21 protein-coding genes are annotated in these 20060 nt (G+C 67.0%); 15 read left to right on the top strand and 6 right to left on the bottom strand.

Annotation, left to right across the window (positions count from 1 at the left end):
* Nucleotides 1-4 precede the first annotated feature (4 nt).
* Nucleotides 5-751: a phosphatase PAP2 family protein gene (locus ACFSC3_RS19610; protein ID WP_380941954.1), complete on the top strand. Its 747-nt coding sequence runs from the start codon at nt 5-7 to the stop codon at nt 749-751.
* Here the strand turns inward: ACFSC3_RS19610 and galE are convergent.
* Nucleotides 702-1697 carry a UDP-glucose 4-epimerase GalE gene (gene galE, locus ACFSC3_RS19605; protein ID WP_380941952.1) on the bottom strand — a complete coding sequence of 332 codons (996 nt, stop codon included), beginning with the start codon at nt 1695-1697 and terminating at the stop codon, nt 702-704. The two genes, ACFSC3_RS19610 and galE, sit on opposite strands and share 50 nt — an antisense overlap.
* Before the next feature lie 72 nt (nt 1698-1769).
* Here galE and msrA point away from each other — a divergent pair, with 72 nt between their 5' ends.
* Entirely contained in the window at nt 1770-2312 is a 543-nt protein-coding gene (msrA, locus tag ACFSC3_RS19600) for a peptide-methionine (S)-S-oxide reductase MsrA (protein ID WP_380941950.1), read from the top strand.
* Nucleotides 2313-2387: 75 nt separating this feature from the next.
* Entirely contained in the window at nt 2388-2657 is a 270-nt protein-coding gene (locus tag ACFSC3_RS19595) for a hypothetical protein (RefSeq protein WP_380941948.1), read from the top strand.
* A gap of 3 nt (nt 2658-2660) precedes the next feature.
* Here ACFSC3_RS19595 and ACFSC3_RS19590 read toward each other — a convergent pair whose 3' ends face one another.
* Nucleotides 2661-3641: an L-threonylcarbamoyladenylate synthase gene (locus tag ACFSC3_RS19590; protein WP_380941946.1), complete on the bottom strand. Its 981-nt coding sequence runs from the start codon at nt 3639-3641 to the stop codon at nt 2661-2663.
* A 51-nt stretch (nt 3642-3692) separates the two neighbouring features.
* Between ACFSC3_RS19590 and ACFSC3_RS19585 the strand changes: the two genes are divergently transcribed.
* The gene (locus tag ACFSC3_RS19585; RefSeq protein WP_380941944.1) at nt 3693-5363 is read left to right on the top strand and encodes an acyl-CoA dehydrogenase; all 1671 of its coding nucleotides are present in this window, start codon (nt 3693-3695) and stop codon (nt 5361-5363) included.
* Between the two features lie 183 nt (nt 5364-5546).
* On the opposite strand, the gene ACFSC3_RS19580 is transcribed toward ACFSC3_RS19585, so the two are convergent.
* On the bottom strand, nt 5547-7313 hold the full coding sequence (locus ACFSC3_RS19580; protein ID WP_380941942.1) for an ABC transporter transmembrane domain-containing protein: 1767 nt from the start codon (nt 7311-7313) through the stop codon (nt 5547-5549).
* A 168-nt stretch (nt 7314-7481) separates the two neighbouring features.
* On the opposite strand from ACFSC3_RS19580, the gene ACFSC3_RS19575 reads away from it, so the two are divergent.
* Both ACFSC3_RS19575 and ACFSC3_RS19570 read left to right on the top strand, forming a co-directional pair.
* The gene (locus ACFSC3_RS19575; protein WP_380941940.1) at nt 7482-8714 is read left to right on the top strand and encodes a polyhydroxyalkanoate depolymerase; all 1233 of its coding nucleotides are present in this window, start codon (nt 7482-7484) and stop codon (nt 8712-8714) included.
* A 193-nt stretch (nt 8715-8907) separates the two neighbouring features.
* Nucleotides 8908-9333, top strand: a complete 426-nt coding sequence (locus tag ACFSC3_RS19570) for an OsmC family protein (RefSeq protein WP_380941938.1) — start codon at nt 8908-8910, stop codon at nt 9331-9333.
* Nucleotides 9334-9374: 41 nt separating this feature from the next.
* On the opposite strand, the gene radC is transcribed toward ACFSC3_RS19570, so the two are convergent.
* Nucleotides 9375-10070: a RadC family protein gene (gene radC, locus ACFSC3_RS19565; RefSeq protein ID WP_380941936.1), complete on the bottom strand. Its 696-nt coding sequence runs from the start codon at nt 10068-10070 to the stop codon at nt 9375-9377.
* 59 nt (nt 10071-10129) lie between these two features.
* Here radC and ACFSC3_RS19560 point away from each other — a divergent pair, with 59 nt between their 5' ends.
* The 8 genes from ACFSC3_RS19560 (at nt 10130) to ACFSC3_RS19525 (ending at nt 16894) form a co-directional block, all read left to right on the top strand.
* Nucleotides 10130-13270: an intermembrane phospholipid transport YdbH family protein gene (locus tag ACFSC3_RS19560; RefSeq protein ID WP_380941934.1), complete on the top strand. Its 3141-nt coding sequence runs from the start codon at nt 10130-10132 to the stop codon at nt 13268-13270.
* 47 nt (nt 13271-13317) lie between these two features.
* A complete protein-coding gene (locus tag ACFSC3_RS19555; RefSeq protein WP_380941932.1) occupies nt 13318-13497 on the top strand; it encodes a YnbE family lipoprotein in 180 nt (59 codons plus the stop codon).
* Between the two features lie 4 nt (nt 13498-13501).
* Nucleotides 13502-13882 carry a YdbL family probable chaperone protein gene (locus ACFSC3_RS19550; protein WP_380941930.1) on the top strand — a complete coding sequence of 127 codons (381 nt, stop codon included), beginning with the start codon at nt 13502-13504 and terminating at the stop codon, nt 13880-13882.
* Nucleotides 13883-14308: 426 nt separating this feature from the next.
* Nucleotides 14309-14626 carry an AtpZ/AtpI family protein gene (locus tag ACFSC3_RS19545; protein ID WP_380942235.1) on the top strand — a complete coding sequence of 106 codons (318 nt, stop codon included), beginning with the start codon at nt 14309-14311 and terminating at the stop codon, nt 14624-14626.
* A 70-nt stretch (nt 14627-14696) separates the two neighbouring features.
* On the top strand, nt 14697-15458 hold the full coding sequence (locus tag ACFSC3_RS19540) for a F0F1 ATP synthase subunit A (RefSeq protein ID WP_380942233.1): 762 nt from the start codon (nt 14697-14699) through the stop codon (nt 15456-15458).
* Between the two features lie 41 nt (nt 15459-15499).
* Nucleotides 15500-15727, top strand: a complete 228-nt coding sequence (locus ACFSC3_RS19535) for a F0F1 ATP synthase subunit C (protein ID WP_056427744.1) — start codon at nt 15500-15502, stop codon at nt 15725-15727.
* Nucleotides 15728-15795: 68 nt separating this feature from the next.
* A complete protein-coding gene (locus tag ACFSC3_RS19530; protein WP_380941928.1) occupies nt 15796-16287 on the top strand; it encodes a F0F1 ATP synthase subunit B family protein in 492 nt (163 codons plus the stop codon).
* Nucleotides 16280-16894: a F0F1 ATP synthase subunit B family protein gene (locus tag ACFSC3_RS19525; RefSeq protein WP_380941927.1), complete on the top strand. Its 615-nt coding sequence runs from the start codon at nt 16280-16282 to the stop codon at nt 16892-16894. The genes ACFSC3_RS19530 and ACFSC3_RS19525 overlap by 8 nt, the downstream gene beginning before the upstream one ends.
* Before the next feature lie 100 nt (nt 16895-16994).
* On the opposite strand, the gene ACFSC3_RS19520 is transcribed toward ACFSC3_RS19525, so the two are convergent.
* Together ACFSC3_RS19520 and ACFSC3_RS19515 are read right to left on the bottom strand one after the other, a co-directional pair.
* Nucleotides 16995-17171 (bottom strand): hypothetical protein, encoded by a 177-nt coding sequence (locus ACFSC3_RS19520; protein ID WP_380941925.1) that lies wholly within the window; start codon nt 17169-17171, stop codon nt 16995-16997.
* Between the two features lie 71 nt (nt 17172-17242).
* Complete coding sequence (locus ACFSC3_RS19515) at nt 17243-18367, bottom strand: enolase C-terminal domain-like protein (protein ID WP_380941923.1); 1125 nt, start codon at nt 18365-18367, stop codon at nt 17243-17245.
* A gap of 80 nt (nt 18368-18447) precedes the next feature.
* Between ACFSC3_RS19515 and ACFSC3_RS19510 the strand changes: the two genes are divergently transcribed.
* Nucleotides 18448-20058 carry a rhamnogalacturonidase gene (locus ACFSC3_RS19510; protein WP_380941921.1) on the top strand — a complete coding sequence of 537 codons (1611 nt, stop codon included), beginning with the start codon at nt 18448-18450 and terminating at the stop codon, nt 20056-20058.
* Nucleotides 20059-20060 lie beyond the last annotated feature (2 nt).

Genomic DNA, 20060 nt, shown 5'->3' with positions numbered 1-20060 from the left:
TGGGGTGGATACCAAGAACTTGACCCCGACCCTGTCCGCCGAAGAGGGCATCGCCCGCGGTGTCCGAAATCCGCCGGTGCTGCTGTGGGCGGCGGTGTGCGGGGCGGTGGCGATCGGGTTGCTGCTGATCCTGGGCGCGGTGATCGACACGCGTGGCGGCTTCTCCTTCGACCCGCGGATCACGCTGGCGCTGCGCGTGCCCGGCGATACCGCGCAGCCGATCGGCCCGTCCTGGCTGCGCGATGCGATGATCGACATCACCGCGACCGGCGGCGCGACCGTGTTGACGCTGGTCGTCATCGGCACCGTGGCGCTTCTCGCGTCCCGCCGGCTGTGGCTGACTGCCGCGCTCACGGCAGCCGCAACGATCACCGGGTCATGGGCGGTGACCCAGATGAAGCTGCACGTCGGGCGACCGCGGCCGGAGATCGTCGATCACTTGGTCCAGGTGACCGGCAACAGCTTCCCCAGCGGCCATGCCGCCAACAGCGCGATCGTCTATCTGACCATCGCCGCGCTCGGGACGCAGGTGACGAAGGGTGCGGCGACCCGCAACACGCTGCTGGCCGGCGCGATCCTGCTGGTCGGCGCGATCGGGGTCAGCCGCGTGTACCTGGGCGTCCACTGGCCAAGCGACGTGCTGGCCGGCTGGAGCTTCGGGACCTTATGGGCGGCGATGTGGTGGTTCCTGGGCGCGAAGCTCAGGCACCGCGTTCCGCAAGCTGCCGCTCCCACGCCAGTGCATCCCTGACGATCCCGTCCAGATCGGCGTGCTGCGGCCGCCACGGCAATGTCGCGAGGATCGCGCTGTTGTCGGCGATCAGCGCGGCGGGATCGCCGGCGCGGCGTCCCTCCATCCGGCGGTCGATCGTCATGTTCGTGACGCGGTCGACCGCGTCGAGCACTTCGAGGACCGAAAAGCCCTTGCCGTAGCCGGCGTTGAGGAAGTGGCTGTCGGCCGGGTTGGCGATCAGCAGTTCCAGCGCGTGGACGTGCGCGGCGGCGAGGTCGGTGACATGAATATAGTCGCGCACGCCGGTCCCGTCGGGTGTCGCGAAATCGGTGCCGTACACGCCGACGTGCGACCTCTTGCCGATCGCCGCCTCGACCGCGATCTTGATCAGGTGGGTCGCGCCAACGGTCGACTGGCCCGTGCGCCCTTGCGGGTCGGCACCGGCGACGTTGAAATAGCGGAGCGCTGCGAAGTTCATCGGGTGGGCGGCCGCGACATCGCGCAACATCGCCTCCGTCATCAGCTTCGACATGCCATAGGGGTTGATCGGCAGCTGCAGGTCGCCCTCGGCCACCGGCACCTTGTCGGGCGTGCCATAGGTCGCCGCGGTCGATGAGAAGATGAAATGCTTCACGCCGCCCGCGACCGCGGTCTCGATCAGGGTGCGCGAGGCGGCGGTGTTGTTGCGATAATATTTGAGCGGATTCTCGACCGATTCGGGCACCACGACCGAACCGGCGAAGTGCAGGATCGCGCGCACGTCGTGTTCGGCGATGACGCCCGCCACGCCTGCGTCTTCGACCGCCATCGGAACGAACGTCGCGCGACGGTCGACCGCCCAGTCGAACCCTGTGACGAGGTTGTCGATCACCACCACCCGGTATCCGGCATCGAGCAGCGCCAGCACCGCATGGCTGCCGATATAGCCCGCCCCACCCGTCACCATCACGCTGCCGTCGATCATCACCGTACCCCCGTGTTGTCCGACGCCGCCTCAATCCTATCTAAGGAGCCAAAGCAAGGAGATAGGTAAGACATGGAAACGGCGACCTTCGCCGGCGGGTGCTTCTGGTGCACCGAGGCCGTGTTCAAGGATGTGATCGGCGTGGAGCGCGTCGAAAGCGGTTATATCGGCGGCCACCTGCCCAACCCGACCTACAAGCAGGTCTGCGGCGGCGATACGGGCCATGCCGAGGCGATTCGCGTGACCTATGATCCGGCACAGGTCAGCTATCACGATCTGCTCGACATCTTCTTCGCGACCCACGACCCGACGCAGCTCAACCGTCAGGGCAACGACGTCGGCACGCAATATCGCTCGGCGATCTTCCCGCACGACGACGCGCAGAAGGCGGCGGCGGAAGCAGCGATCGTGCGCAACAGCGAGACCTGGCCGGCTAAGATCGTCACGACGATCGAGCCGCTGGCGCAGTGGTATCCGGCCGAGGACTATCACCAGGAATATTGGGACGGCGAAGGGCAGCGAAATCCCTATTGCCTCGCGGTCATTCCGCCGAAGTTGCAGAAGCTGCGCAAGTCGTTCGCCGCGCGATCGAAGGCGGCGACGACGGACGCCTGAGGAACCGACCGCCCGGTCGCCGGTTGTGCCGCGACCGGGCGTGATGCCCCGGAATTCCTAACGGGGATCAATATCATGAAGAAGTTTCTTGCGTCCGCCCTGCTCGTCACTCTCGCTGCGCCGCTGGCGGCCTGCGGCGGAAACGGCGACGACAAGCTGGCCGAGCAGGCCGAGGATCGCGCCGAAGCGAAGGCCGACGAGGTTCGCGCAATGGGCGGCAACGAAGCCACCGCCGAGCGGATCGAGGACGATGGCGAGCGTCGCGGTGACGCGATCGACGGGTCGGATGTCGACGCGGACAAGCTGACCGAGGGTCAGAAGAACGCGATGACCGCGCCGCAGTAAATTCTAGCGGTGGGCGGCTCGGCGGAGGCGGTCGTTGATCGCCTCGCCCAGCCCGTCCCCCGGAACCGGCGCGATTGCGATCGATGCTCGGTCGCTCGCGTCGGCCCGGTGAAGCGCGTCGAATAGACGGGCGGCGGCTTCGGTGAGGTCGCCGGTCGCCGACAGCGTATCTTCGCCGGCTATGGTGCCGAAGCCGATCAGCCATTCGTCTTGCCGCGCTTCCATAGCGTTCAGCCGCAGCGGCTTGGTCGGTGCGTAGTGCGAAGCGAGTTGCCCGGGCGCCGTCACCTCTTCCGTGCTCCCGCGCAGGCGGGAGCCTAGGGTTATCGAGGATATCCCGTGCGGCCCTAGGCTCCCGCCTTCGCGGGAGCACCGGACGATGTCTTCAGCCGTTATCGGCCCCGGCCGAAGCACCGCGCCGCTTGCCGCGTCGACGATCGTCGACTCGAGCCCGGCCGGCGTCGGTCCATCGTCGATCACCAGCGCGATCCGCCCGTCGAGCGTCGCCAGCACATGCTCCGCCCGTGTCGGACTGATCCGGTTGCTGGCGTTGGCCGATGGCGCCGCCAGCGGCTTTCCGCACACCTGCAACAGCGCCTGCATCGCCCGGTGCGCCGGCACGCGGATCGCGACCGTTTTCAGCCCCGCCGTAACCAGCGAAGACACCGCCCCCGGTCGCACCGGCACGACCAGCGTCAGCGGCCCCGGCCAGAACCGCTGCGCCAACGCCCGCGCCCCATCGTCGAACACTGCCAGCGCCTCCGCCGCCGCCAGGTCCGGCACATGGACGATCAGCGGGTTGAAGCTCGGCCGGCCCTTCGCCGCATAGATTCCTGCCACCGCATCCGAATCGGTCGCGTCGGCGGCGAGGCCATAGACCGTCTCGGTCGGTACGGCGACGCACCCGCCCGCGGCGATCACGCGCGCCGCTTCGACGATCGCGGCCTCGCCGTAGGGTAAGGTTTTCGTGCCCGTTGCGCTCACAATTTCGCGGCTATAGGCGCTTGGGCCACAGCACAAGCGAGAGGATTGCCAATGCCCTTCACCGCGCCCGTCGCCGAGCAGAAGTTCGTGCTGCAGCACATCGCGCATATCGCCGACCTGGGGGTGGACGACGATATCCTCGACGCGGTGCTGGAGGGCGCGGGGGCCTTTGCCGAAGGCGAATGGGCGCCGCTCGCCCGTGCGGGCGACACGGCCGGGCCGACGTGGACCGACGCGGGCGTCAAGATGCCCAAGGGCTATGGAGCGGCCTACAAGGCCTATGTCGAGGGTGGCTGGGGCACGATCGGGTCGCCCGAAGGGTTCGGCGGGCAGGGAATGCCGTTCGTGCTGGCCGCGGCGGTGCTGGAGACGCTGGGCGCGGCGAACATGGGCTTCGCGCTGGCCCCGACGCTGACGGTCGGCGCGATCGAGGCATTGCTGCATCACGGGTCGCCCGAGCAGCAGGCGCTCTACCTGCCGAAGCTGTCGACCGGGGAATGGACCGGCACGATGAACCTGACCGAGCCGCAGGCGGGCAGCGACGTCGGGGCACTACGCAGCCGGGCGGTTCCGCGTGGCGACGGGACGTACGCTATTCAGGGCACGAAGATCTTCATCTCGTTCGGCGATCACGACATGGCGGACAATATCGTCCACCTCGTCCTCGCCCGCACGCCGGACGCGCCGGCGGGGACCAAGGGGCTGAGCCTGTTCCTGGTGCCGAAATATCGCCTGGACGCCGATGGCAATCCGGGTGAGCCTAATGACATCCGCGTCGTGTCGATCGAGCACAAAATGGGGCTCCATGCCTCCCCGACCTGCGTGCTGAGCTTCGGCGACAACGGCGACTGCGTTGGAGAGCTGATCGGGCCGGAATTCGGCGGCATCCGCGCGATGTTCACGATGATGAACAACGCGCGCCTGAACGTCGGTCTACAGGGCGTGCAGGTGGCGGAAGCCGCGACCCAGCGCGCGGTCGCCTATGCCCGCGACCGGATGCAGGGCGCGCGCGCCGGGGCAGGGGTGGCGATCGTCGAACATCCCGACGTCCGCCGGATGTTGCTGCGGATGAAGGCGCAGACGATGGCCGCACGCGCGCTCGTCTATTACGCCTGCGGCCAGGTCGATCGCGCGAATGCCGGCGATGCGGAGGCCAGGGCGCTGCTCGACCTGCTCACCCCGCTTGCCAAGGCGCATGGCACCGACATCGGCTGCGAAGTCGCCAGCATCGGCGTGCAGGTCCACGGCGGCATGGGCTATATCGAGGAGACGGGCGCCGCCCAGCATTATCGCGATGCGCGGATCACGCCAATCTACGAGGGAACCAACGGCATCCAGGCCGCGGACCTCGTCGGGCGCAAGCTGGCGCTGGCACCGGGGCTAATCGCGCGGATGCAGGGCGAGGTCGAGGACGCCGGGTTGCGCGCATTGGTCGAGGCGTGTGGCGAGGTTGGGGGCGTGCTGGCGACGGCGGCGCAGGACGACCGGCTGGCGGCGAGCTATCCGTTCCTGACGATGTTTTCGGTCGCCGTTTGCGGGTGGCTGATGGAACAACAAGGGCGGATCGCCGATGCGGGGGAGACGCCCTTCCTCAAGCTGAAGGCGGCCGCATGCCGCTTCTACGTGGCGCAGATCGTGCCGGAGGCGCTGGGGCTGAAGGCGGCCGCGTTGGCAAGCGCGGAGATGCTGTACGCAGTGGATGCGGAGACGCTGGCGGCGTGACGAAGAAAGCCCTCTCCCCGCCGGGGAGAGGGTTTGGGAGAGGGGGAGGGGTCTCACCGAGGCCAGCGCTCGCGGATAGGCCCCCTCTCCCAACCAGTTTCAGGTCGGATCGTCCCCCGGACGATCCTTAACCGTCCGGGGGACGGTTTACCTAAAACTCCCCAGTGGGGAGAGGGCTATCGCCTAGCCAAACTGCAATCCCGCCAACCGCTGGTACAGCCCACCGCCGCGCTCCAGTTCCGCGTGCGGGCCTTCCTCGACGATCTTGCCGCCGTCCATGACGACGATCCGGTCCGCCGCGCGGACCGTCGCCAGCCGGTGCGCTATGACCAATGTCGTTCGGCTCTGCATCAGCCGTTCGAGCGCGGACTGCACCAGCCGTTCGCTTTCCGCATCCAGTGCGCTGGTCGCCTCGTCGAGCAGCAGGATCGGCGCGTCGCGCAGCAGTGCGCGGGCGATCGCGACGCGCTGGCGCTGGCCGCCCGACAGCCGTGCCCCGCCTTCGCCCAGGAAGGTGTCCAGACCGTCCGGCAGGTCGCGCAGGAAGTCTGCGGCGTTCGCGGCCTCGGCCGCATCCCACAGCGCGTCGTCGTCCGCATCCCAGCGGCCGTAGCGCAGGTTGTCGCGGGCAGAGGCGGCGAAGATCACCGTTTCCTGCGGCACCACTGCGATGCGCTGGCGGAGTGCCTCGGGATCGACCGATCGCACGTCGAGGCCGTCGACTGCGACCGATCCGGCGACGGGATCGTAGAAACGCTGGACCAACTGGAACACCGTCGTCTTGCCCGCGCCCGATGGGCCGACCAGCGCGACGGTTTCGCCCGGCCGCACGGTCAGCGAGAAATCGTGGAGCGCGCTGACTTCCTGCCGGGTCGGATAGCGGAATTCGACGCCTGAAAACGCGATCTCGCCGCGCGCCGGTTCGGGTAGCGTCGCGGGCTGGGCGGGGGCGGCGATGCCCGGTGTCTCCGCGAGCAACTCGGCCAGCCGCTGCGCCGCGCCCGATCCGCGCAGCAGGTCGCCCCAGACTTCGGTCAGCGCGCCGAACGATCCCGCCACGAACACGCCGGTCAGCACGAAGGCGGCGATCGACCCGCCGCTCATCCGTCCCTGCGACACGTCGATCGCGCCCTGCCACATGACGAGCGTGATCGCGGAGAAGATCAGGCCGATGACGGTCGCGGTCATGATGGCGCGCAGCAGGATGCGCGTCTTCGCGGTCGCCAGCACCCGCTCGACGGCGTCGGCGAAGCGCTGGCCCTCACGCCGCTGCTGGCCGAACGCCTGGACGATCTTCATCGCGCCCAGCACCTCACTGGTCATCGCGCCGACGTCGGCCACCCGGTCCTGGCTGGCGCGCGAGATGGTCCGCACCCGCCGGCCCAGGATCATGATCGGCAGGATGACCAGCGGAATGCCGAGCACCAGCAGGCCGGTCAGTTTCGGCGACAGGGTGAAGAGGTAGAGGATGCCGCCGACCCCGATCACCAGGTTGCGCACCGCGATCGAGATGGTCGATCCGACCAGCTGCTCGATGATCGTCGTGTCCGACGTCATCCGGCTGGCGATCTCCGACGGGCGGTTCTCCTCGAAGAAACTGGGCGACAGCCGCAGCAGGTTCGCCTGCACCGCGATGCGCAGGTCGGCGACGACGCGCTCGCCGAGCCAGGAGACGAAGTAGAAGCGGAACGCGGTGGCGACCGCCATGATCAGCACCAGCAGCAGCAGGTACTGGAACCACCGCCCGATATCGCCGCCGCCGCCCGCCATGAACCCGCGGTCGATGATCAGCTTGAAACTGGACGGTATGGCAAGCGTGGCCAGCGCCGCGACCAGCATCGCCGCCAGCGCCGCCGCGATCCGGCCGGGGTAGCGTGCCGCCATCCGCCAGACGATCTTGAGATTGTCGATCTTCGCCTTGGACGGCACGGGAGTCGGGGCGGTGGCCATGCGCGTCCGACTAGGCCCACTCATGCGCCGCGGCAATGTTCCAGCGGAACTTCCCGGTAGGCAAACCGCTTGTCTTATTAATTGCACCGTCACCCTTAGCGGCTATACCCGCCGATCGATTGGCGGTGCGGCCGCGATGTGGCGGGCGCCGGTGAGGGTCCATACCGAATGCTCTATAACGCCTATGAAATGCAGCGCTCGATGCTCGCCGGAGCAAGCGCCTTGGCGAATTTTTCCGCAGGATGGCTCAACAACCCGGTGAACCCGTTCGCTTATTTCGGCGGCGGGCCGGTGCTGTCCTCGGCGTTGGAGGTGTTCGCCCACGCCAGTGCCCCGCGGGGCAAGCCGGCGTTCAACCTCAAGTCGACCACGGTCGACGGCCGCGAGGTTGCGGTTCGCGAAAAGATCGTGCTGCGCAAGCCGTTCGGCCAGCTGAAGCGCTTTGTGCGTGAAGGCGTTGAGGGCGGGCCGAAGCTGCTGATCGTCGCGCCGATGTCCGGCCACTATGCGACGCTGCTGCGCGGCACGGTCGAGCGCATGCTGCCGAAGCATGACGTCTACATCACCGACTGGCGCGATGCGAAGCTGGTGCCGCTGTCGGACGGCCGCTTTGACCTCGACGATTACGTCGACTATATCGTCGAGTTCCTGGAAACGATGGGCAAGGATGGCGATCCGCGCCCGCACATGCTCGCCGTGTGCCAGCCCTCGGTTCCGGCCTATGCCGCGACCTGCCTGATGGCCGCCGACACGCATCCCAATCGTCCGCGCACCGTGACGCTGATGGGTGGTCCGGTCGACACGCGCGAGGCGCCGACCGCGGTCAACACGCTCGCGACGCAGCGTCCCTATGCCTGGTTCGAACAGAATGTCATCGCGACGATTCCGGCGACCTATCCGGGTGCCGGTCGCCGCGTCTATCCGGGATTCCTTCAGCTCGCCGGGTTCATGACGATGAATCTGGGCAACCACATGATGTCGCACTGGGAGCTGTTCAAACATCTGGTCGCCGGCGACGGCGAGAGCAGCCAGGCGACGATGGCGTTCTACGACGAATATCGCGCGGTGTGCGACATGACGGCGGAATTCTACCTCCAGACCATTCGCGTCGTGTTTCAGGAGCATTCGCTGCCCAAGGGCGAGATGACGCACCGCGGCCGCGCGGTCGATCCGGCGGCGATCACCGACATCGGCCTGCTGGCGATCGAGGGCGAGCGTGACGATATCTCCGGCCTGGGCCAGACCAAGGCCGCGCTGACGATCGCGACCGAACTGCCCGAAGCGATGAAGCAATATCACATGGCGCCCGAAGTCGGCCATTACGGCATCTTCAACGGGTCGAAATGGCGCAATCGCATCGCGCCCGTGGTCGAGGACTGGATCGCGCAGCACGCCGGCTAAACTTTGCGGTACCAATGCCTTCCGTCATTCCCGCGAAGGCGGGAATAGATAGTCGCTGAACGTGGTGAGTCTCAGGCCGATCAGCGACTATTGATTGCCGCCTTCGCGGGGATGACGTCGGCGACCGCAATCCATGGTGGAGCCGAACGCCGTCCAGCGCGTTCGCGCAGCGTCATTTCACAAGGAGACGCACATGGTGACCCGCACGGCATCCGCCCGTTACGAAGGCCTCGGCAAGGACGGCAAAGGCAGCGTATCGACGCAATCGGGCGTGCTGTCCGACACGCAATATGGCTTCGGCACGCGGTTCGAGGATGGTCCCGGCACCAATCCGGAGGAACTGATCGCCGCCGCGCATGCCAGCTGCTTCACCATGGCGCTCAGCTTCGCGCTGGCGAAGGAGGGTCACACTGCCGGCACGCTCGAAACACATGCGGCGGTGACGCTCGACAAGGATGGCGATGGGTTCAAGGTGACCAGGTCGGCGCTGAAGCTGACCGGTTCGGTCGACGGCATTTCCGACGAAGATTTCAAGCGCATCGCCGAAGAGGCGAAGGCGGGCTGCCCGATTTCGAAACTGCTCAACGCGGAAATCACGCTGGAGCATGATCTGGGCTGATGCTTCGGTACCTCCCCCGGCATCCGCCCGGGGGAGGGCTTTCAGATCAACCCCTGCGCCCGGAGGCTCGTATGCCCACCGCGCGCCATCACGATATGATCGTGCAATGCGATCCCCAGCGGCTTGAGCGCCGATGCTACCTGCCGCGTGATATCGATGTCGGCCTTGCTGGGGGAGGCATCGCCCGAGGGATGATTGTGGACCAGGATTACGGCCGCCGATCCCAGCTGGAGTGCGCGGCGCACAATTTCGCGGGTGTAGACCGGCGCCTCGTCCACCGTACCCTCGTTCATAACCTCATCGCGGACCAATTTGTTGCGTGTGTCGAGATGCAACACCCGCACGCGTTCGATCTGGTGATGCGCCATGTCGGCGCGCAGATAGTCGAGCAGCGCCTGCCAGTTGCCGAGTACGGGTCGTGAACTCGTTTCCGTTTTCAGCAGCCTCAGCGCGACCCCATGCGCCGCCTTGATCGCCGCGACCGATGTTTCGCCCATGAACTTGATCCGCGCCAAGTCCTCGGGTGCGGCATTCATGACGCCCGACAAGTCACCGAATTCGCGCAATAGTTCCTTCGCCACCGGCTTGGTATCCCGACGCGGGATGGCGAGGGCCAGAAGATATTCCAGCAGTTCATAGTCCTGTAACGCCTCGGCGCCACCGATGAACAGTCGCTCGCGCAGTCGGGCGCGGTGTCCTAAGGCATCGTCGGCAGCAGTTGCGGGAACGCTCGTCACTGACCAAGGTTAGGCGAGGGTATGCCGGCGATGCAACCGGTGGCGAGTGGGAGTAATGCGTGACGGCGGACGCCGCGGAAACCGGGGGCGAGGCGCGGCGGCGGCGCTGGCATCAGCGCAAGCGCTGGCGCACGCTGCTTGTGTTGCTGCTCGCCTTCGCGGTGGCGATCGGCGTGCTGTGGCACCAACGGCGCGGGATCGCGACCGGCTTTATCGACGAGGAACTGGCGAAGCGCGGCGTGCCGGCGCGCTACACGGTCGCCGACATCGGCTTCGCGCGGCAGCGGCTGACCAACGTCGTCATCGGTGACCCGCGCGATCCCGATCTGGTCGCCGACTGGATCGTCGTGCGCACGCGGGTCAGGTTGGGAACGCCGGAGGTCACCGGGATCGACGCCGGCCACGTCCGTCTTCGCGCAAGGTGGAAGGACGGGGCACTGTCGCTCGGCGCGCTCGACAAGCTGATGCCGCCGCCCAGCGGAAAGCCCTTCGCCCTGCCGCAGTTGCAGGCCGACGTCGAGGATGCGCGCATCCGCCTGGAATTGCCGCAGGGCGTCGTGGGCGCGCGGCTGAGCGGGCGGGGTCGGCTGGACGATGGGTTCGCCGGACGCCTGGCGCTGGTCAGCGACGCATTGGTCGCGAGCGGCTGTACGGCGACCGGCATAGGCGGTGCCTTCGCGCTCAAGGTTGCCGACGAACGACCGAGCATCGTTGGTCCCTTGAGGGCGGGCGGGTTGCGCTGCGGCGCGGCTGGTGGACAGGACCTACGCGCGGACGTCGACCTCACGCTTGGCGCGGCGCTCGATCGCTGGACCGGGCGGGCGACCGCGGTCGGGGCAAGGGCCACGGCGCTCGGGCTCTCCACGGGCCGCATGTCGGCCACTGTCGGCTTCGACGGCAGTGCGAAGGGGACGCTCGGCGATCTACGCATCGCGGCGGACGATGCGACGACCGCCTATGGACGGATGGCGCGCGGCGAACTGTCCGGCCGCTACCGCATCGCGCCGTCGGGTTTGGAATTTGCCGGCGACGCGCAAGTTTCCGGTGCGCGAGCGGCCGACCCCCTCCGTCGGAGAATCGCCGCGCTGGCATCGAGCGCCGCCGGCACCCCGGTCGCACCGCTCGCCACCGCGTTGGCCCAAGCTGGCGTCGCGGCGGCGGGCGGCGTGTCGGGACAGGCTCACGTAGAGGCGGTGCGGCGCGGGGCGGCGCAGGCTGTGCGAGTCACGGGTCTGACCCTGCGATCGGCCAGCGGCGCGGTCGCGACGATCGACGGCGACCCGATTCGCTTCGGCCCGGTCGAGGTCGGCGGGCGGATCGCGGTACGCGGTGGCGGGCTTCCGACCGCGACCGTGGCGTTGCGACAGATCGGCGGTGGTCTTTCGGGGCGCGCAGTCGTCGAACCCTACGCCGCTGGCACCGCCCGACTCGCGCTCACCCCGATCGCGTTTCAGGCGCGGGGCGGGGGGCTGACCCGTATCACGACGCAAGCGACCCTGTCCGGACCCGTTGCCGCCGGGCGCATCGATGGCGTGCGCATGCCGATCGATGTGCGGTGGCGCGGCCGCACGATGATCGCCAATCCGGGATGCACCCCGCTCGCCTGGCAGCGATTGACCGTCTCCGGGCTTACGCTCGCTCCGACGCAAGTGCGGGTCTGCGCCGGTGGGGCTGGACTGGTCACGCTGGCGGGCGGGCGGATCGACGGCGGTGGGCGGCTCGGCGCGACGCGGTTGACCGGGCGGATCGGATCGACTCCGCTCGACCTGGCCGTCGCCGACGCACGACTGCGGTTCGGCGACATGAGCTTCGTTCTCGATGATGTGAAATCGCGGCTCGGCGCGCCGGAGCGGGTGACGCGGATCGATGCCGGGCGGCTGACCGGGCGGATCGCGGGCGGTCAGGTCGCGGGCAGCTTCATCGATGGCGGAGGCCAGATAGCCAATGTGCCGCTGATCCTGCCGGCGGCAGCGGGCGACTGGCGGTTCGCGGGCGGCAGGCTGACGCTCGGCGGGCGGTTGGCGGTGGCGGACGCGGCCAAGGACCGCCGCTTCGAACCGCTGGTAAGCGAGGATGTCGCGCTGACCCTCACCGGGAACCGTATCGATGCGACGGGGACGCTGATTCATCCGACGAAGCGGGTGTCGGTCGCTGCCGTGAAGATCGTCCACGATCTGTCGCGGGGCACAGGCTCGGCCGATCTGAACGTGCCGGGCATCGTCTTCGGCAAAGCGTTCCAACCGAACGAATTGACCCCGCTCACCTTCGGCGTGATCGCCGATGTCGTGGGCAGCGTATCGGGGTCCGGCCGGATCGTCTGGTCGCCGCAGGGCGTGACGAGCACCGGCCGGTTCGGCACGCCCGGCATGGACCTCGCCGCCGCCTTCGGCCCGGTCACCGGGATCAAGGGCGACCTCGTCTTCACCGACCTGCTCGGCCTCGTCAGCGCGCCCGACCAGGTCGCGACGATCGCGACGGTCAATCCCGGTATCGCGGTCGAGAACGGCACCGTCCGTTACCGGCTGATCGGCGACAACCGCGTCCAGGTGCAGGGCGCGGAATGGCCGTTCGCGGGTGGACAATTGACGCTCGACCCGACCCTGCTCGACTTCAACGCCAACCAGCAGCGGCGGATGACCTTCCGCGTCGTCGGCGCCGATGCCGCGACGTTCCTCCAGCAGTTCGACTTCGACAATCTCAACGCGACCGGCACCTTCGACGGCGTCCTGCCGATGGTCTTCGACGAATCGGGCGGGCGGATCGTCGATGGGACACTCGCGGCGCGCTCGGGCGGCAGCATTGCCTATGTCGGCACGATCACCGAAAAGGATGTGGGCGTGTGGGGCAACATGGCCTTCCAGGCGTTGCGGGCGCTGAACTATCGCAGCCTCGACATCACGCTGAATGGCCCGCTGTCGGGCGAGATGGTGACGGCGATCCGCTTCGCCGGGATCAGCCAGGGGCAGGGCACGAAGAGCAATTTCATTATCCGTCGCCTCGCCAGGCTGCCGTTCGTGTTCAACATCACGATTCGCGCGCCCTTCCGCCAGCTGATGGATTCGGTGCGCAGCTACTACGATCCGTCGCGGCTCATCCAGCGCAACCTGCCGACGTTGATCGAGGAACAGCGTCGTCGCGAGGGGCCGCAGCCGCCCGCTCTCCCCGTCATTCAGCCTCCGGTAAGCGAGAAACGTCCATGAAGACTGCAGGATTGAGGTTCGTGCGCATTTGTACGAACATCCGACGTGTGAAGAAGGTGATGATCGTGAGCGTGGCAATGGCCGGCATGACGGGTGGGTGCGTGACCGTGAACGCGCCCGACAAGCCGATCGTCATCAACCTCAACATCTCGATCACGCAGGAGGTCGTCTATCGCCTCGACGGAGAGGCGAAGTCGCTCATCCAGCAGAACCCAGGGATTTTCTAAGACCATGAAGACGCTTCACATCGCCGCCCTGATCGGGATCGCCACGGTCGGCGCGCTGGCCGCGACCGCCGCCTATGCGCAGCGCGACCCCGCCTATGCCGCCGCGCGTGCCGCCGGCCAGGTCGGCGAGCAGCCGGACGGCTATCTCGGCATCGTCGGCAGCCCGACGCCCGAGCTGCGCGCGCTGGTCAACAACATCAACATCCAGCGGAAGGCCGCCTACACCCGCCAGGCCGGCAACGGCGCGACGGTCGAGCAGATGGCGTTCGTCGCCGGCTGCAACCTGATCAGCCAGACTTCGGCGGGGGAGAAGTACCAGTCGCCGAACGGGCAGTGGCTGACGCGTGGCGCCGGCGCTCCGACGCGCGATCCGCGCTGTGTGTGAGGGTTGAAAATCGAGGCTGGCTGAGCTATGTCAACCTCGGTTTCAATGTTCAGAAATCACCTCCAGACCCCGGTCGTGCCAGCGGCCGGGGTCTATTGCGTTCAGGGGCCGGGTGCCAGCCCGACCCCATCCCGCCGCTACTTCGAGCGGGCCACCTCGATGATTTTCAGCACCAAGGCGGCGAATGCCACCATCAGCGAGCCAGCGCTGATGATGACCATCATGGTTTCTATGTTCAGTATTCTCACCCCCCTTCGCACCACGGGATGTGATGCAAGTCTAACATAGCGCAAGCTTCGTATTCGCATAGGCCACCGCAGTGGTGGGCTTTCGGTTGACTCGGGGATTTACGCTTCCTAAAGCGCGCCTGCCTTGGCGGGCTTGCCGCTCGGCCGTTTGTCCTGCCCGCCTCGGCGGAGAGAACAGATGGCGGAGAGAGAGCCCGGACTGGACCCAATTTCAGAGGATACTCGCCTGCAATCGCTCGATGAGCGGCTGAACCGGGCGAAGACCGATGAGGCGATCCGGAGCGGTGAGGCACGTGAAGAGGGCGGGGACGGCTATCGTCTCGGCAACCGCGTGCTGGCCGAACTGATCGGGGGAATGGTCGGAGGTGCCCTGATCGGGTGGGTGCTCGATCGTTTGCTGGGTACGTCGCCTTGGTTCCTGCTCGGGCTGCTGTTCCTCGGAATCGCAGCCGCGTTCAGGAATATCATCCGGATTTCCAGCGGGCGTTCGAAGTGACCTTCGGGCGCCTGTCGTAATATTTGCGGGAAACAGAAACGTGTCGGCAGGTTCGGGCAAGATCGATCCGATGCACCAGTTCGAGGTGCAGACCATCTGGAACGGGTTCCAGCTGGGCGGTCATCAGATCGCCTTCACGAACTCGGCGATGTGGATGTGCGTGGCGCTGGTCGCGCTGTGGCTTTTCATGCTTGGCGGCATCAAGGGCGCGCAGGTGCCCGGCCGCTGGCAGATGGCGGTGGAAGGCTTCACCGGCTTCATCGACCGCCTGCTGAAGCAGAACATCGGCAAGGAAGGCCGCGCCTTCCTGCCTTACGTCTTCACGCTGTTCATGTTCATCCTGTTCGCCAACATCTTGGGCCTTCTGCCCCTTGGTGTCGTCGGCGTGCATCCGTTCACCTTCACCAGCCACTTCACCGCGACCGGCGTGCTCGCCATTGCCAGCTTCCTGATCGTGCTGGGCGTCGGTTTCGCGCGGCATGGCCTGCGCTTCTTCTCGCTGTTCGTGCCGAAGGGCACGCCGTTGCCGGTGCTGTTCCTGGTTGCGCCCATCGAGTTCGTCTCGTTCATGGTGCGCCCGTTCAGCCTCGCGCTGCGACTGTTCGTCGCGATGACCGCGGGCCACATCCTGCTGAAGGTGCTGGCCGGCTTCATCATCAACGCCGGCAACACCGGCGCGGGCCTCGGCATCGTCGTCGGCCTGCCGAGCTTCGCGCTGATGGTCGGCGTCTCGGCCCTCGAACTGCTGGTGGCGGGCGTGCAGGCCTATGTCTTCGCGCTGCTCACCTCGCTGTACATCAACGATGCCGTGCACCTGCACGACCATCACTGATTTCTTTTCCATCACACTGAATTTCTTACGGGAGTTGAACAATGGACGGTGATTCGATCAAGCTGCTGGGTGCCGGTCTCGCTGCCATCGGTGCGGGCCTCGCGGCTCTCGGCGTGGGCAACGTCTTCGCCGCCTTCCTCGAAGGCGCGCTGCGCAATCCGGGTGCGGCATCGAGCCAGCAGGGCAACATGTTCATCGGCTTCGCCGCCGCCGAGCTTCTCGGCCTGCTGGCGTTCGTCGTTGCCGTCCTGCTGATCTTCGTCGCGTAATCCTGTTCCCCGGCCGCCGGACAAGCCGGTGGCCGGGGACAAGGGATTGCTAGACGGACGGAGTAGAGATGCCTCAGATCGAACAATTGGCGGCCACCTGGGCGTCCCAGCTGTTCTGGCTGGCGCTCACGTTCGGCATCGCTTTCCTCATCGTGGGCCGGGGCATGGTTCCCAAGGTCCAGGGTACGATCGACGCGCGCGACGCGTCGGTTGCGGCCGACCTCGCCGCAGCGGAAGCTGCGCGTGCGGACGCCGACGCCCAAGAAGAGCGTTGGCGGGCCAACGAGAACGCCGCCCGCGAACAGGCCCGCCAGACGATCGCCGCGGCGCGTGCCCGGTCGCAGGCTGCCAGCGAAGCGACGCTCGCTTCGGCGGGTAGCGCTGCGGCGGAGCAGGTGGCGGCGGCCGAGGCGCGGATCGCGTCGGCCAGCCAGGCTGCGATGGCTGAGATCGAAAGCGTCGCGGCCGACGCCGCGCAGGCCATCGTCGCGCGCCTGTCGGGCGTGTCGGTGACCCCGGCAGAGGCGCAGCAGGCGGCGAAGGCGGTGCTTCATGGCTAATGCAAACACCGCGCCGACGCTGGATCAGGCGATCCATGAAGAAGGCGTGCCTAAGACGGGCGGCGAGGCGCTGACCACCGAACATGGTGGTGTGGGTCCGGCCAACCATCCCGATCCGGCGCTGTTCGGTCTGGATGCGACTGTCTGGGTCAGTCTGGCGATGGCCGTCTTCCTAGCCGTGCTGGTCGTCAAGAAGGTCCCGTCGCTGATCACGGGCCTGCTCGACAAGCAGATCGCGGGCATTCGTCAGCGTCTCGAAGAGGCCAAGCAGCTTCGTGCCGAGGCCGAGGCCCTGCGCGACGAATATGCGCGCAAGCTGACCGACGTCGAGACGCAGACGCGCGACATCGTGGCTCATGCCGAGGAAGAGGCAAAGGCGCTGGTCGCCAAGGCCGAAGCCGACGCCGCCGATCTGGTCACGCGTCGTGCGAAGATGGCGGAAGACAAGATCGCCGCGGCCGAGCGTACGGCGCTTGCCGAAGTGCGGGCGAAGACCGCGGACGCGGCGACCAAGGCGGCTGCGGCGCTGATTGCCGCGAAGCATGGTGCGGATGCCGATCAGGCGCTCGTCGATCGCACGATTTCGGGGCTTGGTCGCCTCAACTGATCGCAGGTCGCTTTGGCGCTGAATCGAAAACGGCGGGCCGAAAGGTCCGCCGTTTTTCGTTTAGAACGGTTTCGACGCCGGACTCACGATCGCACCGGCTTCAGGCGTGCTCGTGTTTGTCGTCGGGAACATGCACCGCCGGAATCTGGTCGAGCCGGGCGACCAGATCGGCGAAGGCGTCATCCTCTTCAAGCGCAAAAGCACGATCGAATCCGCTTCCCAGCAGGTCGAGGTCATGTTGCGTCAGCAATCCGATGGCGACGATCCGATCCGTCACATGTGGTCTCCGTTAACGCTATAACCAGCGTCAGACCGGAAGGTGCCACCCGTTGCGCGTGCGTTTCGAAACTATGCCGTAAATTTACGGTGGGACACGCAGGCGTTGTCCACCAAGTCCCAGTCGATATCGATCCCAAGACCCGGCCCGCTCGGCACATGGATGTCGCCGGCGTCGTCGATGAAATCGCGCAGACTCTGCTTCATCGGAACCTGGAACGTGTCCTCGGGCACGAACAGCTCGAAATATTCTGAATTGCGCACGGCGCAGGCGACATGGACGTTGGCGATGTCCATCGGCCCCATCGTCGTCGTATGCAGCTCGCAGTTCATGCCGTGCGCTTCGGCCAAATGGCAGACCTTGAGCGTGCCGGTGATCCCGCCCTTCCACGACACGTCCGCGCGGACCATGTCGAGCGCATCGGCCTTGATCGCCTGCGCGACGCCCCACGGTCCGCCGCGCGTCGTCTCGGTACCGACGATGGGGATGTCGACCGCCGCGCTGAGCTTGGCATATTTGTCGAGTTCATAATCGCGGAACGGTTCCTCCATCCAGTAATAGCCGAGGTCCTCCATGTGCCGTGCGACACGGATGGCCTCGTGCAGCGAATATTCGGCGACCGGATCGCTCATCAGGACCATGTCCGGCCCGACCGCTTCGCGGACGGCGGCGTGGATTTGCATGTCGAGACTGCTGGGTCCGCAGGGGTGGACCTTGTACGCCTTGAAGCCCCGTTCCTTGTAGTGAAGCGCTTCGCGGACATAGTCGTCGATGCCGGGGAGCCACAGGCTGCTGGCATAGACCGGCAGCTTGGTGCGCTGGCTGCCGATATACTGGTGCAGGGGGAGGCCGGAGGTGCGGGCGGCGGCATCCCATAGCGCGACGTCGATCGGGCCGGGGAGGAAGACCGGGAAGAAGGCACCGTGGCGATCGATCGTCCAGAAATCGTGCCAGATCGCCTCGCGGTCGTGGATGCTGCGGCCGAGGATGACCGGCGCGATGACGTCGGTCAGATAGGCGTCGGTAACCGCGCCGGAGCGCGCCGCCCAGAAAGTCGCGATGCCCTCCACGCCATCGGATGTCGTGATCCGGCCGACGCCATAGCTCCACGGCATCGGAGCCGCGCCCTCGCGATCCTCGTCGAACAGGCCCTTTTCACGCTTGCAGATCCAGGTTTCGAATTTCTCGATGTGCACGCTTATGACCCTCTCCGATAAAACTTGTCTTACAGGATACGGCGGCTAGGCTAAGAGGGCAAGCGACATGGGAGAGGGTCATGCCGGTCATCGATGTCGGGCGCCGGGAACTGCTGGGCGGACTGGGCGCGGCGGCCGGACTGGCGACGCTGCCGGCCTGGGCGGCCCGCGATCCGCGGGGGTGGCACGACGTTCGCACCTATGGCGCGCGGGGCGACGGGCGGGCGATCGACAGCGGCGCGTTCAATCGCGCGATCGAGGCGGCGGCGCGCGGCGGAGGCGGGACGGTCGTCGTGCCGCCGGGGCGGTACCTCTGCTTTTCGATCCGGCTGAAGGACAATATCACGCTGATGCTGTCGCCCGGCTCCGTCATCGTCGCGGCCGACCCCGACACGCACGGTCGCCACTATGACCTGCCCGAAGGCGAGTTCGTCGAGCAGCTGACCGACTTCGGCGTCGTCCATACGCGCCCCAGCCTGATCTACGGCATCGGCGTGTCGAACGTGGCGATCGTCGGCAAGGGGCTGATCCATGGCCTGGGGCTGGAGCGCGAGGGACCGGGGCCGCGCTGGCGGGGCGTGCCGGGCTGGCGATCGGCCGAGTCGCAGGGCCTGACCCTCGAACAGGCGCGGCTTGCCGATCCGGCCGAGCGCGAGCAGCAGGGGCGCGGCAACAAGGCGGTCGCCTTCAAGGAGAGCCGCAACATCCTGCTGCGCGACTTCACTGTGCTGCAGGGTGGTCATTTCGCGGTCTATCTGCTCGGCTGCGGCAATGCGACGGTCGAGAATCTGACGGTTGACACCGACCGCGACGGCATCGACATCGACTGCTGCCGCGGGGTGCGGATAACCGACTGCACCGTCAACGCGCACAAGGACGACGCGATCTGCCTGAAGAGCAGCTATGCGCTGAATCGCCGCATCGTCTGCGAGGACGTGATCGTCAGCGGGTGCAAGACCAGCGGCTATGCGCTGGGCAGCGTCGTCGACGGCACGTACCGCAAGTCCGACTATCTCGCGCCCGACAAGGTGGGCGTGTTGGGACGGATCAAGCTCGGCACCGATTCGGTCGGGGGCTTCCGCAACATCCTGGTCACCGACTGCATCTGCGAGAACAGCCGCGGATTGCAGATGGGGGCGATCGACGGGGGCACGTTGGAGAATGTCCGCTTCGCCAACATCACGATGCGCGACGTCGTCAATCACCCGATCTTCGTCCGCCTGTCCGCGCGCCAACGGGCGCCGGAGGGCGCGCCGGTCGCAACGGTGCGGGGCGTGCGCTTTTCCGATATCGATGTGAGCGGGGCGGACGGGCGCTATCCGTGCGGTATCGTCGGTATCGACGGCGGTGCGATCGCGGACGTGACGCTGGCGAATGTGTCGGTACGCTCGTCGGGCGGCGGGACCGCGGAGGACGCGGCGCGGGTGGTCCCCGAGCGGCGCAATTCGAGCCTGGAGCCGAGCTTCATGGGGGTTCTGCCGGCCTATGGACTGTACGTGCGCCATGCGCGCGGCGTGGTGCTGGACGAGGTGACCTTTGCAACCGAGCGGGCGGATGCGCGGCCGGCGGTGGTGCTGGACGATGTGGCGGGGGCGAGCGTCGAGGGGCTGCGGGTGTCGGGTCCGGCGAAGGATGCGGTGCGAACGGTGGCGAGTCGCGATGTGCGGGTGGGCGGTATCACAGCGATTTGAAC

The organism is Sphingomonas floccifaciens (assembly GCF_042681125.1).
Taxonomy (GTDB): domain Bacteria; phylum Pseudomonadota; class Alphaproteobacteria; order Sphingomonadales; family Sphingomonadaceae; genus Sphingomonas; species Sphingomonas floccifaciens.
This window is presented reverse-complemented; position numbering and strand designations above follow the sequence as displayed.

Bases quoted from the DNA above. Each gene is read 5' to 3' on its own strand.
- galE (WP_380941952.1), bottom strand. From the start codon at position 1,697: ATGATCGACGGCAGCGTGATGGTGACGGGTGGGGCGGGCTATATCGGC.
- msrA (WP_380941950.1), top strand. From the start codon at position 1,770: ATGGAAACGGCGACCTTCGCCGGCGGGTGCTTCTGGTGCACCGAGGCC.
- ACFSC3_RS19595 (WP_380941948.1), top strand. From the start codon at position 2,388: ATGAAGAAGTTTCTTGCGTCCGCCCTGCTCGTCACTCTCGCTGCGCCG.
- ACFSC3_RS19585 (WP_380941944.1), top strand. From the start codon at position 3,693: ATGCCCTTCACCGCGCCCGTCGCCGAGCAGAAGTTCGTGCTGCAGCAC.
- ACFSC3_RS19580 (WP_380941942.1), bottom strand. From the start codon at position 7,313: ATGGCCACCGCCCCGACTCCCGTGCCGTCCAAGGCGAAGATCGACAAT.
- ACFSC3_RS19575 (WP_380941940.1), top strand. From the start codon at position 7,482: ATGCTCTATAACGCCTATGAAATGCAGCGCTCGATGCTCGCCGGAGCA.
- ACFSC3_RS19570 (WP_380941938.1), top strand. From the start codon at position 8,908: ATGGTGACCCGCACGGCATCCGCCCGTTACGAAGGCCTCGGCAAGGAC.
- ACFSC3_RS19550 (WP_380941930.1), top strand. From the start codon at position 13,502: ATGAAGACGCTTCACATCGCCGCCCTGATCGGGATCGCCACGGTCGGC.
- ACFSC3_RS19545 (WP_380942235.1), top strand. From the start codon at position 14,309: ATGGCGGAGAGAGAGCCCGGACTGGACCCAATTTCAGAGGATACTCGC.
- ACFSC3_RS19540 (WP_380942233.1), top strand. From the start codon at position 14,697: ATGCACCAGTTCGAGGTGCAGACCATCTGGAACGGGTTCCAGCTGGGC.
- ACFSC3_RS19535 (WP_056427744.1), top strand. From the start codon at position 15,500: ATGGACGGTGATTCGATCAAGCTGCTGGGTGCCGGTCTCGCTGCCATC.
- ACFSC3_RS19530 (WP_380941928.1), top strand. From the start codon at position 15,796: ATGCCTCAGATCGAACAATTGGCGGCCACCTGGGCGTCCCAGCTGTTC.
- ACFSC3_RS19525 (WP_380941927.1), top strand. From the start codon at position 16,280: ATGGCTAATGCAAACACCGCGCCGACGCTGGATCAGGCGATCCATGAA.
- ACFSC3_RS19510 (WP_380941921.1), top strand. From the start codon at position 18,448: ATGCCGGTCATCGATGTCGGGCGCCGGGAACTGCTGGGCGGACTGGGC.